At 72.6% G+C, this 15,882-nt stretch carries 17 protein-coding genes; 3 read left to right on the forward strand and 14 right to left on the reverse strand.

Going from position 1 to position 15,882, the window contains the following annotated elements; genetic code table 11:
- Positions 1–12: 12 nt before the first annotated feature.
- The gene (gene groES, locus ABZ459_RS40785; RefSeq protein WP_226899011.1) at positions 13–327 is read right to left on the reverse strand and encodes a co-chaperone GroES; all 315 of its coding nucleotides are present in this window, start codon (positions 325–327) and stop codon (positions 13–15) included.
- Positions 328–498: 171 nt separating this feature from the next.
- Complete coding sequence (locus ABZ459_RS40790) at positions 499–1,353, reverse strand: NAD-dependent epimerase/dehydratase family protein (protein ID WP_357982694.1); 855 nt, start codon at positions 1,351–1,353, stop codon at positions 499–501.
- Positions 1,354–1,457: 104 nt separating this feature from the next.
- Here ABZ459_RS40790 and ABZ459_RS40795 point away from each other — a divergent pair, with 104 nt between their 5' ends.
- The 3 genes from ABZ459_RS40795 to ABZ459_RS40805 all read left to right on the forward strand — a co-directional run bounded on the left by ABZ459_RS40795 (position 1,458) and on the right by ABZ459_RS40805 (position 5,204).
- Entirely contained in the window at positions 1,458–1,955 is a 498-nt protein-coding gene (locus ABZ459_RS40795; RefSeq protein WP_357982697.1) for a MarR family transcriptional regulator, read from the forward strand.
- Positions 1,956–2,036: 81 nt separating this feature from the next.
- Positions 2,037–3,200, forward strand: coding sequence for a class I SAM-dependent methyltransferase (locus ABZ459_RS40800; RefSeq protein WP_357982700.1), 1,164 nt, complete (start codon positions 2,037–2,039; stop codon positions 3,198–3,200).
- Positions 3,201–3,395: 195 nt separating this feature from the next.
- Positions 3,396–5,204, forward strand: coding sequence for a hypothetical protein (locus ABZ459_RS40805; protein WP_357982703.1), 1,809 nt, complete (start codon positions 3,396–3,398; stop codon positions 5,202–5,204).
- A 39-nt stretch (positions 5,205–5,243) separates the two neighbouring features.
- Here ABZ459_RS40805 and tsaD read toward each other — a convergent pair whose 3' ends face one another.
- From tsaD to ABZ459_RS40865, 12 genes are all read right to left on the reverse strand, one after another.
- The gene (tsaD, locus tag ABZ459_RS40810; protein ID WP_357982706.1) at positions 5,244–6,275 is read right to left on the reverse strand and encodes a tRNA (adenosine(37)-N6)-threonylcarbamoyltransferase complex transferase subunit TsaD; all 1,032 of its coding nucleotides are present in this window, start codon (positions 6,273–6,275) and stop codon (positions 5,244–5,246) included.
- Positions 6,268–6,699 (reverse strand): ribosomal protein S18-alanine N-acetyltransferase, encoded by a 432-nt coding sequence (rimI, locus tag ABZ459_RS40815; RefSeq protein ID WP_357982801.1) that lies wholly within the window; start codon positions 6,697–6,699, stop codon positions 6,268–6,270. Before rimI ends, tsaD begins: the two co-directional genes overlap by 8 nt.
- Positions 6,700–6,710: 11 nt before the next feature.
- A complete protein-coding gene (gene tsaB / locus ABZ459_RS40820) occupies positions 6,711–7,355 on the reverse strand; it encodes a tRNA (adenosine(37)-N6)-threonylcarbamoyltransferase complex dimerization subunit type 1 TsaB (RefSeq protein ID WP_357982709.1) in 645 nt (214 codons plus the stop codon).
- Positions 7,356–7,382: 27 nt separating this feature from the next.
- Positions 7,383–8,312: an aminoglycoside phosphotransferase family protein gene (locus ABZ459_RS40825; RefSeq protein WP_357982712.1), complete on the reverse strand. Its 930-nt coding sequence runs from the start codon at positions 8,310–8,312 to the stop codon at positions 7,383–7,385.
- Positions 8,313–8,322: 10 nt separating this feature from the next.
- Positions 8,323–8,859, reverse strand: a complete 537-nt coding sequence (locus tag ABZ459_RS40830) for a class F sortase (RefSeq protein WP_357982714.1) — start codon at positions 8,857–8,859, stop codon at positions 8,323–8,325.
- A gap of 3 nt (positions 8,860–8,862) precedes the next feature.
- The gene (locus tag ABZ459_RS40835) at positions 8,863–9,543 is read right to left on the reverse strand and encodes a hypothetical protein (protein WP_357982717.1); all 681 of its coding nucleotides are present in this window, start codon (positions 9,541–9,543) and stop codon (positions 8,863–8,865) included.
- A gap of 166 nt (positions 9,544–9,709) precedes the next feature.
- Positions 9,710–10,168: a tRNA (adenosine(37)-N6)-threonylcarbamoyltransferase complex ATPase subunit type 1 TsaE gene (gene tsaE, locus ABZ459_RS40840; protein WP_357982720.1), complete on the reverse strand. Its 459-nt coding sequence runs from the start codon at positions 10,166–10,168 to the stop codon at positions 9,710–9,712.
- Entirely contained in the window at positions 10,168–11,220 is a 1,053-nt protein-coding gene (locus ABZ459_RS40845; protein ID WP_357982723.1) for an alpha/beta hydrolase, read from the reverse strand. Before ABZ459_RS40845 ends, tsaE begins: the two co-directional genes overlap by 1 nt.
- 19 nt (positions 11,221–11,239) lie before the next feature.
- Positions 11,240–12,388 carry an alanine racemase gene (alr, locus tag ABZ459_RS40850; RefSeq protein ID WP_357982804.1) on the reverse strand — a complete coding sequence of 383 codons (1,149 nt, stop codon included), beginning with the start codon at positions 12,386–12,388 and terminating at the stop codon, positions 11,240–11,242.
- A gap of 61 nt (positions 12,389–12,449) precedes the next feature.
- Entirely contained in the window at positions 12,450–13,904 is a 1,455-nt protein-coding gene (locus ABZ459_RS40855) for an NAD(P)H-hydrate dehydratase (RefSeq protein WP_357982726.1), read from the reverse strand.
- Positions 13,905–14,020: 116 nt separating this feature from the next.
- Complete coding sequence (locus ABZ459_RS40860) at positions 14,021–14,371, reverse strand: holo-ACP synthase (RefSeq protein WP_357982729.1); 351 nt, start codon at positions 14,369–14,371, stop codon at positions 14,021–14,023.
- Between the two features lie 13 nt (positions 14,372–14,384).
- Positions 14,385–15,788: an alkaline phosphatase PhoX gene (locus tag ABZ459_RS40865; protein WP_357982731.1), complete on the reverse strand. Its 1,404-nt coding sequence runs from the start codon at positions 15,786–15,788 to the stop codon at positions 14,385–14,387.
- Positions 15,789–15,882: the final 94 nt, after the last annotated feature.

Genomic DNA, 15,882 nt, shown 5'->3' on the forward strand with positions numbered 1-15,882 from the left:
GACACAACCGGCTTACTTCTCGATGATCGCGAGAACGTCGCGGGCGGAGAGCACCAGGTACTCCTCGCCGCCGTACTTGACCTCGGTGCCGCCGTACTTGCTGTAGAGGACGACGTCGCCCTCGGAGACGTCGAGCGGAATACGCTTGTCGCCGTCCTCATCCCAGTTGCCGGGGCCCACCGCGAGGACCTTGCCCTCCTGCGGCTTCTCCTTGGCGGTGTCCGGGATGACCAGACCGGAAGCGGTGGTCTGCTCTGCCTCAAGCGGCTGAACCACGATGCGGTCGCCGAGCGGCTTAACGGGAACCTTGGTGGCGGTCGTCACGATCGGACCTCCCCTTCAGATTTGAATGATCTAGAAGAGGCGACCAGCGGGGCCTGCCGTCGCGGGTGTCAGACCTGCCTCGTCGCACGTTGGCACTCTCAAGGTGAGAGTGCCAACAGGAAACATATGCAAGAGGGCCTTGACAGTCAACACGAACGCGTCTGCTCAGAGCGATCAGACGTAGGAGCCCTCGGTCAGATCGGCGACGACACCGGGCCGGGAGGGGTTCCAACCGAGCTCGGCGCGCGTGCGTGTCGCGCTGATGCGCTGGCCGAGCGCCAGCGCCTCGGCGAAGCCCGCTCCCAGCGCCTGGGCCGCCTCGGCCAGCGGCCAGGGCTCGGCCTGCGGCTTGACGCCCGCGGACCGGGCCGCCGCCTCGGCCACCTCGGCGACCGGCACGGCCTCCTCGCTGATGCCGTGGTAGACGCGGGCGCCGCCCTTCTCCAGGACGGCCACGACGAGCTCGGCCAGGTCGTCGACGTGCACGAACGTCCAGGTGTGCGGCTCGCCGCCGGCGGTGACGTACACGCCGGCGCCGCGCTCGGCGGCCTGCGCGCGCATCAGGGCGGGGATGCCGCCGCCGCGCCCGTGGACGACGCCGGGCCGGATCACCGAGCCGCCGCCGTCGATGACCAGCTGCTCGATCTCGTGCCGGTACGCCACGAGCGGAATCGGGTCGGCCGGGCTGTCCTCGTGCCCGTCGGCGGTGGCGCCCAGCACCCACACGCCGCTGGTGAAGACCACCTTCCGGCCCGACGCGGCGAGCACGCCGATCGCGGCGAGGTCGGCCTCCTTGTCGCCGCCGAGCTGGGCGGCGACCACGATCGCGTCGATGTCCGGGGTGATCGCGGCGGCCAGCCCCGCGACGTCGGCCAGGTCTCCGTGACGCTCGTCGGCCACGCCCGGCACGCGCCGGGACCCGTCGGCGGCCGGCCGCACCAGGACGGCCACCTCGTGCCCCTGCTCGGCCAGCCGCTCGACCACCGCGCCGCCGATGTACCCCGTCGCGCCCAGCACCAGCACCTTCATGATGATCCTACCTCGAAAATTTCTACGTTGAACATTTCGACGTTGAGGACAGTACCGCACGATCCCAAACATTTCAACGTCGAAGCTTTGGTAGGGTGAGCCTCGTGGATGACGCGGTGGACGTGATTCTCGGACAGTGGGCGCGGACACGGCCCGACGTCGACGTGTCCCCGATGGGTGTGATCGGCCGGGTCTCGCGCGCCTCGCGCCTGCTGGAGCGCGGCGTCAAGGACTTCCTGGCCGAGCACGGGCTGGAGGCGTGGGAGTTCGACATGCTGGCCACGCTGCTGCGCAGCGGCGCCGATGCCACCATGTGCATGAAGGACCTGTCAACGTCGGCCATGGTCAGCCCTGGGGCGCTCACCAACCGGATGGACCACCTGGTCCGGCGCGGCCTGGTCCACCGCTGGCCGGCGCCGCACAACCGGCGCATGACGCTGGTCGCCCTCACCGACGAGGGCAGGAGGGTCGCCGACGAGATGCTCGTCCTGCACGCCGCCAACGAGGAGCGGCTGCTCGCCGGGCTGTCCGAGGGCGAGCGCGAGGCCCTGGCCGGGCTGCTGCGCAGCCTGCTGGTGTCCCTGGGCGACACTTCCCTATGAGCGATCCCGAGTCGTGAGCGGCCCCCGGTTGTGAGCGGCCCCGAGTTGTGAGCGATCCTGAGTTGTGAGCGGAGTGCGTACATGGATCTCGACGCCTTCGGCGAGCTGCTGACCCCGCGCGGGCAGCGGGCGCTCGCCGAGGCCGCGGAGCTGGCCGGGACCGATCCGGTCGCGGCGGCGACCAGGCTGCGCCGCACCTACGACGCGGCGCTCACCTCCGCCGCGCTGACGCAGGCGGCGCTGCGTGAGCGCGCCGCGGCGAAGTTCGGCGCGGACGCCGCGGTCATGTACTTCACCCCGCACGGCCTGGAGCAGTCCACCCGCCGGGAGGTCGCCGACCACCGCGCCCGGCGCATGGGCGGCGGGCGGGTGATCGACGCCTGCTGCGGAGTGGGCGGCGACCTCCTCGCGCTGGCCCGCGCCGGCTGCGCCGTCGACGCCGTCGACCTCGACCCGCTGACCGTCGCCGTGGCGAGCGCCAACGCCGACGCGCTCGGGCTGGCCGACCGGGTGCGGGTGCGCGTGGGCGACGCGGCGCTGGTCCGGCCCGAGGAGTACGACGCGCTGTTCGCCGACCCGGCCCGGCGCAGCGGCAAGGGCCGGACGTTCGATCCCATGGCCTACTCGCCGCCCTGGCCGGTCGTGCTCGACCTGGTCGCGCGGGCGCCGCGGGCCTGCCTGAAGGTCGCCCCCGGCATCCCGTACGAGTTCATCCCCGAGGGCGCGGAGGCCGAATGGGTCTCCTACAAGGGCGAGGTCAAGGAGGCCACCATCTGGACCGGCTCCCGGACCGGCCCCGCCCGGCGCGCCACCCTGCTGCCCGGCGGCCACACCCTGGCCGCCACCGGGGCCCAGGCCGCCGTCGGCCCGGTGGGCCGCTACGTCTACGAGCCCGACGGCGCCGCGATCCGGGCGCACCTCGTGGGCGAGGTGGCCGAGATGATCGGCGGACGCCTGCCCGACCCCATGATCGCCTACATCACCGCCGACGAGCCCAGGCACACCCCGTGGGCCTCCGGGTACGAGGTGGACGAGGTCATGCCGTTCTCGCTGAAAAAGCTCCGCGCGGCTCTCCGTGAACGGCGGATCGGGAATGTCACCATCAAGAAACGCGCGTCCGCGATCGACATCGAACGCCTGCGCGCCGATCTCCGGCTTTCCGGCGAGAACTCGGTCGTCATTATCCTGACCCGCATTCTCGATAAGCCTTCAGTTATCATCTGCAACCCCATCCCACCTGCCTGAACAATCCAAAGCGGTCATTCTTCCGCTAAATACGATCTTTCACTTCGACGCCGCCTGACCTTGATCGAAGGGCTAAGGTGGACGGGCGGGAGTTCTCCCCCTTATGCGGTAACCCGCGTACTCGCCCTTTCATCTGCAAACCGGACCTATCCCACCGCTGCGCGGCAGACCGTCGGCGAGCGAAGGAGCCTTTCGGTGGACCATTCCAACCACACCACCCTTCTTCAGGCAGGCGGCCAGTCCGCCATCTCCGAGAGGATGCGAGACCTCCTCGCGCGCGCCGCCCAGGACCATGTCTACGAGCAGCGCACCCAGGGAGCCGTGCTCGACGAGATCCGCCAGCGTCTTGAAGGCATGGAGTGGCTGCTGCGCGAGGTGCGCGAACGCGAGCTCGGCGGCCTGAGCGGCACCCTCGAGGCGGTGAGCGGGCGGCTCGACGACATCACCGCCAAGCCGCCGATGTGGGCGGAGGGCCTGGCCCAGCACGTCGAGGCCGTGCGCGACCACGTCGACGCCGTCGGGGAGAAGATCGGCCACGTCGACGCCCGGGTCGCGCCGGTGGCCGAGCTGCCGAGCCTGTGGGCGGATCTGGGCACCGTGGGCGAGGCTGTCGACGAGGCGCTCAACCGCCTGCAGTCGGTGCTCGACACCACCGACGGCATCACCCAGAACATGTCCGACTTCGCCGCCAAGCTGACGCAGCTCAACTCCAGCATGGAGGCCGCGGCCAGCCGTTTCACCCGGCTCGACAAGTCGGTGGCCGACCTGTCGGGCCGCGCCGAGCGGGTCGAGAGCGTGGTCGGCGAGCTGGCCGAGAGCGTCGCGGCCACGTCGCAGCAGGTCGCCGTCAAGATCGACGCGGCCGAGCAGCGCCTGACCGGCCGGCTCGACGACACCGACCTGCACATCGCCGCCCGCCTCGACGAGGCCGACAAACGCCTGGCCGGCCGCCTCGACGAGACCGACGAGCGGCTGACCCAGCGCCTGAACGAGCGGCTCGACCGCGCCGACGAGCGCCTGGCCGCCAGGCTCGACGAGGGCGACCAGCGGCTCACGGTCCGGCTGGCCGACGTCGAGCAGCGGCTCACCGCCCGTCTCGACGAGGCCGACCAGCACCTCGCCGTCCAGCTCGGGGAGAGCGAGCTGCGGCTCAGCGGGCGGCTCGACGGCGTCGACTCCCGGCTCGACCGGGTCGAGGGCCGGCTCATGGGCCTCGACACCCGGCTCACCGGGTTCGACGGCCGGCTGGAGTCGGCCGACGAGTGCCTGGCCGACATCGACACCAGGCTCGACGGCGTCGACGGCCGCATCAGCGGCGTCGACAAGCGCCTCACCTCGGTCGACGGCCAGCTCGGCGGCCTCGGCAAGCGCATGGGCACCATCGACGGCCACCTCGTCCGCCACGACGACCGCTTCGACGCCCTCGACGGCCGCCTGAGCGCGCTCGACGACCGCGCGTCGGCCACCGACCAGCGCCTGGCCGAGACCGCCGTGCGCAGCGAGGGCCGCTTCAACAAGCTCGACAACCAGATGGAGTCGATCGACGAGCGGCTGGTCGAGGCGGAAGAGCACCTGATCACCCGGTTCGACACCCTCGACGGCCAGTTCAGCGGGCTCGACAGCCGCTTCAACGGCCTCGACACGCACCTCAACGGCCTGGCCGCCCGCGCCGATCAGGCCGGCGAGCACCTGGAGTCGGTCGACGACCGCATCGAGGCCATGAACCAGCACGTCAGCCAGCTCCCGGCCGCCCTGGCCATCCCCGAGCGGGTCGGCGAGCTCATCGAGTCGCAGGCCGGCGCGCAGGCCGACCGCCTGTCGGCCGCCGCCGACGCGCTCACCGAGCTGGTGCGTTCCCGGCCCGACCGCGACGAGCTGAGCGAGACGGTCAGCGGCATCGTGCAGCCGGCCACCGACGACCTCACCAAGCGGCTGGCCGCGCTGGAGGAGACCATGCTGGCGCTGGCCGAGGCCCTGCTCCGGCCCACCAGGACGAAGGACTGAGCACCGCTTGGCGGCGGGGGGACGCCCCGCCGCCAGGGCTCAGACGTGGACCGTCGTGATCGGCAGCGACGAGTCCGCCGGGATCTCCAGGGTCGAGGGGGTGATCCCCGCCGCCACCAGGTCGGACCCCAGGGCGGCGACCATGGCCCCGTTGTCGGTGCACAACCCCGGCCGGGGCACGCGCAGCCGCACGCCCGCCGCGTCGCAGCGCTCCTGGGCCAGCGCCCGCAGCCGCGAGTTGGCCGCCACGCCGCCGCCGATCAGCAGGTCGTGCACGTCGTACTTCTTGCACGCCTGCAACGCCTTGCGGGTCAGCACGTCGACCACGGCCTCCTGGAAGGAGGCGGCCACGTCGGGCACGTGGATCGACTGCCCGGACGCCTCGCGCGCCTCGACCCAGCGGGCGACGGCGGTCTTGAGCCCGGAGAAGGAGAAGTCGAGCGTGCCGTCGTCGATCTTGCCGCGGGGGAAGGTCACGGCCGTGCCGGAGCCCTCGCGGGCGGCCCTGTCGATGTGCGGGCCGCCGGGGAAGGGCAGCCCGAGCACCCTGGCCACCTTGTCGAACGCCTCGCCGGCCGCGTCGTCGACGGTCGAGCCGAGCGAGATGACGTCTTGGGCCACGTCGGGCACCAGCAGCAGCGAGGAGTGGCCGCCGGAGACCAGCATGGCGATGCACGGCTTGGGCAGCGGCCCGTGTTCGAGCTGGTCGACGGCCACGTGGGCGGCCAGGTGGTTGACGCCGTAGAGCGGGACGCCGAGGCCCAGCGCGTACGACTTGGCGGCGGCCACGCCCACCAGCAGCGCCCCGGCCAGGCCCGGCCCGGCGGTGACGGCGATGGCGTCGATGTCGGAGAACTTGAGCCCCGCCTCGGCCAGCGCCGCCTCGACGGTGGGCGTCATGGCCTCCAGGTGGGCGCGGGAGGCGACCTCGGGCACCACGCCGCCGTATCTGGCGTGCTCGTCCATGCTGGAGGCGATGGTGTTGGCGAGGAGCGTGTGGCCTCTGACGATGCCGATGCCGGTCTCGTCGCACGACGTCTCGATGCCCAGGACCAGGGGTGCGTCAGCCATCCAGCTTCCTTCTCATCATGATCGCGTCGGTGCCGTCGTCGTAGTAGCGGCGGCGGGTGCCGATCTCCTCGAACTCGAAATGCCGGTAGACGGCCTGGGCGCGCGGGTTGTCGGCGCGTACCTCCAGGAAGATCTCGCGCGCGCCCCTGCGCCGCGCCTCGGCCAGCAGCTCGGTCAGCATCGCGCTGCCGAAGCCGGTGCCCTGGTGCTTCTCCAGCACGGCGATGGTCTGCACGTCGGCCTGGTCGGCGGCGACCGCGATGCCGGCGTAGGCGACGATCTCGTCGTCGGCCAGGGCCACCACGTAGTGGCGCGAACGCGGCATGTCGGCCAGCTCGCCGCGCATCATGCCCTCGCTCCACGCGTCGAGCGGGAACGTGGCCCGCTCGATCGCCATGACCGCGGGCAGGTCGGCCTCGGTCATCGGCCGCAGTCTCACGCCGTCACCCTCTTGGGCGCGCCCGGCACCACGGCGTCGGGCCTGCGCAGGTAGATGGGCCGCGGCGGGTCGAGCGGCACGCCCGCGGCCAGCCGCTCGGCGGCCAGCGCGGCCAGCGCGCCCGCGTAGGGATAGGGCGGGGCGTCGTGGCGGCCCAGGACGTCGGGGTAGAGCCCGGCGCCGGCGCCCACGACCGGCAGGCCCTCGACGGGCACGTCGGCGGGCCGGTCGACGAACGGGCCGTCGGCACGCGTGCGCATGTCCTGGTAGCGCGCCCAGAACACCTCCTTGCGCCGGGCGTCGGTGGCGACCAGGAACGGCTCGCCGAGCCCGCTGCCGTAGGCGACCGCGTCGAGGGTGCAGATGCCGTACGCGGGGACGGCGAGCGTCGTCGCGAGCCCCTGGGCGGTCATCAGGCCGACGCGCAGGCCCGTGTAGGGCCCGGGGCCGCTGCCCGCGACGAGGGCCGTCACGTCGCGCAGGGCGGCGCCCGACTCGGTCAGCACGCGTTCGATGGTGGGGACGAGCAGCTCGCCGTGGCGGCGGGCGTCGATCGTCGTGGACTCGGCGAGCACCCGCTCGCCGTCGTGGAGGGCGGCGGTGACGGCGGGCGTCGCGGTATCAAAGGCCAGGACCAGCACGACTGTTTAGCCTACCCGCCGGACGGGTCACACCCAGCCGGTACGCCGTTTGAGCCACTCCAGCGCGACCACTCCCTGCGCCCGCTGGAACGCCCTGAGCGTGGGCAGGCCAGGCGGATCCGGCAGCCGGCCGTTCCGGACGAAGTAGCCGGTCTGGGCCGCGAGCACGGCGGTGACCGCCGGGTCGGGATCGTCGAACAGCTCGTGGGGGGCGGGACCGCCCTGCATGCCGACCGACGGCAGCATGGCCACCTGGTCGTACCAGGGCGCGGCCAGGCAGGCCCACGGCCAGTCGACCACGTAGACGCGGTCGGGCGTGAGCAGGATGTTGTCGGCCCGCAGGTCGGCGTGGACGAGGGTGTCGCCGGCCGCCGCCGTCGCCCAGCCGGACTCCAGCTCGGCCAGCTCGGGCAGGTGGCGCAGCGCCCACGGGTCGAGCCCGGCGGTGTCCTCGCCGAGGAGTCTGCGCCAGCCCTGGAAGGAGTCGCCCATGACCTCGCCGACCGTGGGAGCCTCGATCGGCGACGGGGTGAGCGCGGCGGACATCTCCTTCAGGGCCGTGAACACCCGGTCGAGCTCGTCGCGCCGCCACGGCATCGCGGGGTGCGCGGCCTCGACGTCCTCGAAGACCAGGGTCACCCAGCCCTCCAGCTCGAACGCCGTCAGCAGCTTGGGCGCGGGGACCGACTCGGGGAGCGCGGCGGCGTTCCTGAGCTCGGAGCGGTAGATGCGCACGCTGTCGGGGTTGGGCTCGGGACCGACGGCCTTGACGAACGCGCGCCGGCCGTCCTCGGTCCGCAGGCGCACCGCGGCCGCCGGCGAGAAGCCGCCCTCCTGGGTGACGGCCTCCACGACGCGGCTGCCGAGGAAGCCCTCGACCGCCTCGCGCACCAGTGGATGGACCTCTTGCCAGGGCACGCGGGCGCCGGACGCCGGCGGGTTGTGGTCAGTGCTCATTACTCCATGATCAGGCTCGGGACGCGTAGACGATGATGTTGTCGACATATTCGCCTTTGGCGGAGTCGAACTTTCCGCCGCAGGTGACGAGTTTCAGCCCGTCGTCGACGTACACCCGCCGGGCGGGGAAGTGGTCCTTGGAGACCTGCTCGATGGCGTCCACCCTGAAGCTGACGACCTTGCCGTCGCTGCGTTCCACCTTGACGGTCTCGCCCTTGCGCAACTGCCTGAGCTTGTAGAACACGGCGGGGGCGGTCTTGGTGTCGACGTGGCCGATGATCACCGATGCGCCCTTCTCGCCGGGCACCGCGCTGCCGCTGTACCAGCCGGCCATCTTCGGCTTCTCGTACGGCGGCAGCTCGACCTCGCCGTCCTTGCTCAGCCCGAGCTTCATCAGCGGGGCCTCAAGATCGAGCGACGGGATGTCGATGCTCTTGGGCACCACGCTCGCCGCCGGGGTGGAGGAGTTCTGCATGCTCTTGCCGAAGGCGACCAGCAGCAGGCCCGTGACGGCGCCCGCGAGCACCACCCGTCCTGGACGTGCCATCGGTCAAGCCCGGCTGCGCCGCTTGACCATCACGACCGCGCCTCCGACGAGGACCAGGGCCACCAGCGCGCCGGCCGGGCCCAGCGGGATCGAGGACTCGTCGTCGACGTCACGGCCGAAGGTGCCGCCGCCGCCCGCCTTGGGCGCCTTGGTGGGCACGCCGGTCGGGTCGGCCTCGGCCCTGGCCACCCTGAGCGTGGCCTTGCCGACGTCGTTGGTGCCGTCGCACTTGACGTCGACGGTGTACGAGCCGCGCTTGACCGTGCCGGAGACCGTCGCCTCGCCCCGCACCCAGGGCGAGCCGTTCGCCGGGCTGCTGGTCGCGGTCGGCGTGGCCGACCCGGCCGGCACGGGGTTGAGCGGGACGCCGTTGAGGAACGCCCGCGAGGTCGCGGTGCCGGTGTGGGCCGGGCCGCCGGACGGCAGCGGGCAGTTGGCCAGGATCCACACCTTGGACGTCTCCCCCGCGGTGACCCGGTCGGGGTTGACCTGGACCGCGATGCTCGGCCTCTTGGTGGCCGGCGGGGCGGTCGGGGTGGCCGTGGTCGTCGTGGTGGCGGTGGTGGACGTCGTGGCTGTGGCCGTCGGTGTGCCTGTCGGTGTGGTCTCGGCCGAGGCCGCACACCCGGTCAGCCCGACCACCATGATGGCACCCGCGTACGCGACTCGCCTGACCCTGAGCACCGCCGCACCCCACTTTGCCGTCTTGCACCCAGCATCCACCAAAAATGTGGATGTCGCCCCTCCTGATACCCAGAAATTCTGGGCAAATCCCTGACCAACGATCATGATTTATGTCTTCGGTCAGGTACGTCAAGGGTGACAGCTTTGCCGGAAATTGACGGAGGTTTTAGCCTTCGGCCGGATCAGACGGCGTGTCGGCCCATCGGTCGCCCACCCCGCGCAGGGTCACCAGGCGGGCGTCGTCGCCGGTCTCCCGGTCGATGTGGATCTCCAGCCGGTCTTCGGCCAGCCCCTCGACCAGGCCCTCGCCCCACTCGACCACGGTGACCGACTCCTCCAGCGAGGCGTCGAGGTCGAGGTCGTCGACCTCCAGGTCGCCGCCGAGCCGGTAGGCGTCGGCGTGCACCAGGGGCGGGCCCTGCCGCAACGACGGATGCACCCTGGCGATCACGAAGGTGGGCGAGGTGATCGGCCCGCGTACCTTGAGACCTTCCGCGATGCCCTGGACGAGCGTGGTCTTGCCCGCGCCGAGCGGGCCGGACAGCACGATCAGGTCGCCGGGCCGCAGGTGGGCCGCCAGGCGCGCGCCGTAGGCCCGCATGTCCTCCGCTGTCGCCAGTCGCACTACAACTCCACTCGCTTGATCAGGTCGCGCAGCGCGTCGTTGACGATCCCCGGGCGCTCCAGCTGGATCAGGTGGGAGGTGTCGGGAATCTCGGTGACCTGCGCCTTGGGCAGCGCCGCCGCGATGGCCCTGCTGTGGTCGGGCGGGGTCAGCCAGTCGCGCTCGCCGTAGACGATGGCGGTCGGGACCGGGTCGAGGACGTGCAGCGCGGACAGCTTGTCGTGGTTCATCAGGGCCGGGTAGAAGGCGGCGAACACCTCGGTGGGGGTCTGCCTGATCATCGACTCGGCGAAGTCGACCACGGTCGGGCTCACGTTCGCGGAGTCGCCGAAGCCCATGTAGCGGGTGATCAGGAACGCGATGTCGCTGCCCGCGTGCCGGGTCCTGTCGATCAGCGCGCCCTTCCTGCCCAGCAGCGACACCGTGGACGGCGCCACCTTGTGCACGGCCTTGGACACCATCGCCGGCAGCCCCAGCGTCAGCTCGGCCAGCTTGCCCGCCGAGGTCGCGATGAGGGCGACCGCCCGGATCTTGTCGCCGAACAGCTCAGGATGGCTGTCGGCGAGCGCCATGATCGTCATGCCGCCCATCGAGTGGCCGACCACCACGCACGGGCCGGGCACGAACTCCTCGATCACCTCGGCGAGGTCCTGGCCCAGCCGGTCGATCGTGCTGTCGTCGGCCGTGCCGCGCTGCGAGCGGCCGTGGGAGCGGATGTCCCACAGCACCACGCGGTGGTTCTCGCGCAGCTCCTTGCGCTGGTAGTGCCACGATTCGAGGTTGAGGCAGTAGCCGTGGCACATCACGATCGTCAGCGGCGCGTCCTCGGGGCCGTCGATCTCGACGTGGAGGGCCACCCCGTCGGAGGTGACGAGCGTGCGCTCCCTGCCGCGCAGCTCGCCGAACGGCTCGCTGGCCTCCTCGTCGTGCCGCAGCCTGATCCGGCCGACCGCGTAGCGCTTGGCCAGAGCCGCCGCCGCGACACCGGCCGACGCCGCTCCGACGATCGCGCCGGCGATTCCGACCCTGCGCCGCCGTGTTGTCGTCGTCATGTCCCCGATCCTTCTCCGCTCATGGCCGCTCCGGAGTGCCCGCCGTCACATGCTGGTGGACCCGTGGCACCCGGGAACCGATCCTGGTCACGATCTCATGAGTGATCGTGCCGAGGGTATCCGCCCATTCCTGGGCAGTCGGCTCGCCCCCGTCGCCGGGACCGAACAGCACCACCTCGTCGCCCGGCGACAAGGGGTCGTCGCCGACGTCGATCACGAACTGGTCCATGCACACCCGGCCCGCCACTTTCCGGCGGCGCCCGCCCGCCAGCACCTCGGCTCTTCCCGACGCGTGCCGGAGTATGCCGTCGGCGTAGCCGAGCGGCACGAGGCCGAGGGTGGTCTCGTGGTCGGTGACGTAGAGGTGACCGTAGGAGACCCCCGACTCCTGAGGGACCCGCTTGACGAGCGCGATCCTGGCCGTCAGGGTCATGGCCGGACGCAGCCCGAAGTCGCCCAGCTCGGGGACGGGGCTCAGGCCGTACATGGCGATGCCCGGCCTGACCAGGTCGAAGCGGGCGGCGGGCAGGGTCATGACGGCGGCCGAGTTGGCCAGGTGCCTGATCACCGACGACCCGGCGGCGCCCGCCTGCTCGGCCTGCTTCAGCGCGCTCTCGAACGCCTCCAGCTGCTGCTCGACCGAGGGATGGCCGGGCAGGTCGGCGCAGGCGAAGTGGGACCACAGGCCGACGATCTCGACGACGCCCTCCGCCCGCAGCGCGAGCGCCCTGCTCAGCAGGCCCGGCCAGGCGGCCAGCGGCGCGCCGCCCCTGCTCATGCCGGTGTCGGCCTCCAGGTGCAGCTTGGCCGGACGGCCCACGCGCCGGGCGGCGGCCGCGATCTCGTCGAGCAGGCCCTCATGGGCGGCAGACAGCTCGATGTCGTGGGCCACGGCCCGGTCGAGGGGCTCGCCGGGGGTGATCAGCCAGGCCAGCACGGGCGCGGTGACGCCGCCGTCGCGCAGCGCGAGCGCCTCGGCGACGAAGGCCGTGCCCAGCCTGGACGCGCCGCCCTCCAGGACGGCCCTGGCCGAGGGCACCAGCCCGTGCCCGTAGGCGTCGGCCTTGACGGCCCCCATCAGCTCGGCGCCGCCCGCCCGCTCCTTCAGCAGGGTCACGTTGTGCCGGATGGCGGACAGGTCGACCCGCGCCTCGGCGGGGGTGGCCATCGAGGAGTACATCTCTCCAGTGTGGCAGCTCAGACGGGTGGTCGAGCGCGGTTCGCGCCGCTCAGGGACGGGGTTCGCCGTGGACGGAGCGGATGGCCTCCGGAACGGCCGCCGCCACCCCGGCCGCGGTGAGCGGGGCGCCGCGGGCGGCCAGCCGGCCGGCCAGCCCGTGCACGTACGCGCCGACCGAACCCGCGTCGTAGCAGCACAGCCCCTGGGCCAGCAGCGCGCCCGCCACGCCCGACAGCACGTCGCCGGTGCCCCCGGTGGCCAGCCACGACGTGCCGGTCTCGTTGACGCGGACCGGCCTGGCCTCCTCGGCCACCACCGTGGTCGAGCCCTTGAGCAGCACGGTCACGCCCAGCTCGGCCGCGGCCCGGCGGGCGTGCTCCAGCCGGGCGGCCTCGATGTCGTCGCGGCTCACGCCGATCAGCCGGGACAGCTCGCCCGCGTGCGGCGTGATCAGCACGGGCGCCCGCCTGCGCAGCAGCGACCGGTCGCGGGCCACCAGCGTGAGCCCGTCGGCGTCGATCAGCACGGGGACGTCCGAGGCCAGCACTCGGGCGGCCAGCTCGTGCGCCCAGTCGCCGGTGCCGAGCCCCGGGCCGAGCAGCCACGCCTGGACGCGGCCCACGCCCTCGACGGACGGCCGGTCGAGCGGGGTGATCACCGCTTCCGGCCAATGGGCGCGCACCTGCTGGACCGGCTCGTGGGTGCCCGCGTAGCGGACCAGGCCCGCGCCCGCCCGCAGCGCGCCGCCCACGGCCAGCACGGCCGCGCCGGTGTACAGGTCGCTGCCCGCGGCCACCCCGAGCACGCCCCTGCGGTATTTGTCGGACTCGTTGCCCGGCCTGGGCAGCAGGTCCTCCACGTCCGCGCGGGTCAGCGCCGCGACGTCGGGGTCGGGCAGGAAGGGGCCGAGCCCGATGTCGACCAGCTCGACCCGGCCCGTGTGCGCGGCGCCCGGATCGACCAGCAGCCCCGTCTTGTACGCCCCCATCGTCACCGTCACCCGCGCCCGCACCGCCGCGCCCGCGACCCGCCCGGTGCTCGCCTCGACGCCGCTGGGCACGTCGACCGCGACGATCGTGCCGTGGGCCGCGTTCGCCTCCTCGGCCAGCCGGGCGTACGGCTCGCGCAGCGCGCCCGTGGCACCGATGCCCACCAGCCCGTCCACGATCAGGTCGGCGTCCCGCACGGCTGGTGGGCCGGCCACGCGGCCTCCGGCGTCGAGGAAGGCGCGCAGGCCGAGCTCGTGCGTCTTGGCGCCGGCCAGGACCGCCTCGACCCTGGCTCCCCGGCGGGCCAGGCGCTCACCTGCGTAGAGGGCGTCACCGCCGTTGTCGCCGCTGCCGACCAGGAGCACGACGCGGGCGCCGTACACCCGGCCCAGCAGGTCGGCGCAGGCGGCGGCGAGACCGTGGGCGGCCCGCTGCATGAGGGTGCCCTCGGGCAGGCGCGCCATCAGCGTGCGCTCGGCGTCCCGGATCTGGTCGGCGGTGTAGGCGGTCCTCATGGCCTCACTCCGTTCGGCTGCTCGGTCGCCATATGCCGCCGCCCTTCCCCGCTCTGGTCGCTTCGCTCCCGCCACTCCGCCACGCGACGGCACTCCCTCGCGCGCATGATCCGAAGCTATCCCTCCGCGATCACATAGGCCACGGCGACGCCCCCGTCATGGCTGAGCGACAGGTGCCAGCGCTTGACCCCGAGGCCGTAGGCCACCTCGGCGACCTTGCCCGACACGTGCAGCTCGGGCTTGCCCAGCTCGTCGCAGCGCACCTCGGCCTCCAGGTGCCCGAGCCCCCTGGGCGCGCCGAGCGCCTTGGCCACGGCCTCCTTGGCGGCGAACCTGGCGGCCAGCGAGTGCGCCGGCAGCGGCCGTTCGATGTCGGTGAACAGCCGCTCGCGCAGCTGCGGTGTACGTTCGAGAGCCGCCTCGAAGCGGGCGATGTCGACGATGTCCACTCCGATACCCAGGATCATCGTCCCAGGCTACTCAGAACAGGCCGCGCTCCCACGGCCCCCAGATGGCGAACGACCGCCCCTGGACGGCCTGGACGTTGACATAGAGCGTCTGGCCGCCCGGCCCGAACGTCGAGCCGGCGAACTCGGCGCCCGGATCGCCCGGGATCGGCTGGAGGCGGCAGAAGTCGAAGATCTCGCCCGTCCTGGTGAGGCCGCGCAGGAAGTTGTCGCCGTCGCCGTCCTCGCAGAGCACCAGCGTGCCGCGCCGGCTGACGGTCACGTTGTCGGGCAGGTCGAGCGCCGACGAGCGCGGCGACTCGTAGACCAGCCTGAGCCGCCCGCTCCACGTCTCGTACGCCCACACCTGGCCCCGCCCGTCGCCGAACCCGGGAGGCGGCCGGTCACCCGGCGCGGTGGCCCCGCCCTGGGTGGAGACGAAGTACACCACGCCCTGGTGGAAGACCGCGCCCTCCAGCCTGGCGAAGATCGCCGCGCCGCCCGCGCGCCCCTGCCGGCCCACCGCCTGGACGGCCTCCTCGTACGGCGGCCTGCCGGTGAAGCGGGGGTCGGGCTCGTCGATGTCCACCCAGCGAGTGGCGTAGGCGGCCCCCGCCCGCTGCCCGCGCGACAGGTCGGCGCGCTCGACGCCGCTGACGGCGAGCATCTGCAGCCGGCCGCCGTCGAGCAGCCGCCCCTCCCGCATCGGGTGCTTGGGCGGCAGGTAGCGGTAGAAGCCGGAGGGGAAGGAGAAGTTGTCCTCGGTGAGGTAGACGGCTCCGGTGGAGGGGTCGAAGGCGGCCGACTCGTGCGGGAAGCGGCCGGCCGACCTGATCGGGCGCGCGCTCGCGACCCCGCCGACCGGCACCTCGAACAGGTAGCCGTGCCTGCGCTTGAGCTTGCTGTTGTCGCCGCCGGACGGGTCGTCGCCCACGTCGGGGCCGTTGACCGTCTCCTCGCAGCTCACCCAGGCCCGCCAGGGCATGGGCCCGCCGGAGCAGTTGGTCATGGTGCCGTTGAGCGAGGGGCCGCTCCTGATCACCTCGCCGTGGCGGGTGACGTGGAGGGTCGAGGTGCCGCCGCCGGCCGCCGGGTCGTAGGCGGTGCCCTTGTCGCCGAACGCGCCGACCGGCCCGGTGACCTCGTGGTTGCGGACGAGGATCGTGCCCCCCTTGGGGCCGCTGAAGGCCGCCATGCCGTCGTGCCTGCCCGGGACGGTGGTGCCGTCGGAGAACTTCTCGCCCGCGGCGCTGAACGAGCGGTACCGGAACCCGTCGGGGAGGTGCAGGCGCACCTTGCCGTCGCGCAGGTCGGCGACCGGTCTCAAGGGCCCGTAGCCGACGGCGGGCCGCACGCCGCCCCTGGCCCCGGCGCAGGCGACCCCGGCGAAGGGCCCGGCCACGGCCAGCACGTTGGCGAGGAAGCGACGGCGATCCACAAGACCTCCCGGGAGGCTACGTCCGGAACAGTAGCCGCCCGCCGGTTCCGGCACGCCCGGATCGTCAGGACCGGTCTTTCTTCCCGGAATCATC

Origin of the sequence: Nonomuraea sp. NPDC005692 (assembly GCF_040631115.1) — a bacterium.
Classification (GTDB): domain Bacteria; phylum Actinomycetota; class Actinomycetes; order Streptosporangiales; family Streptosporangiaceae; genus Nonomuraea.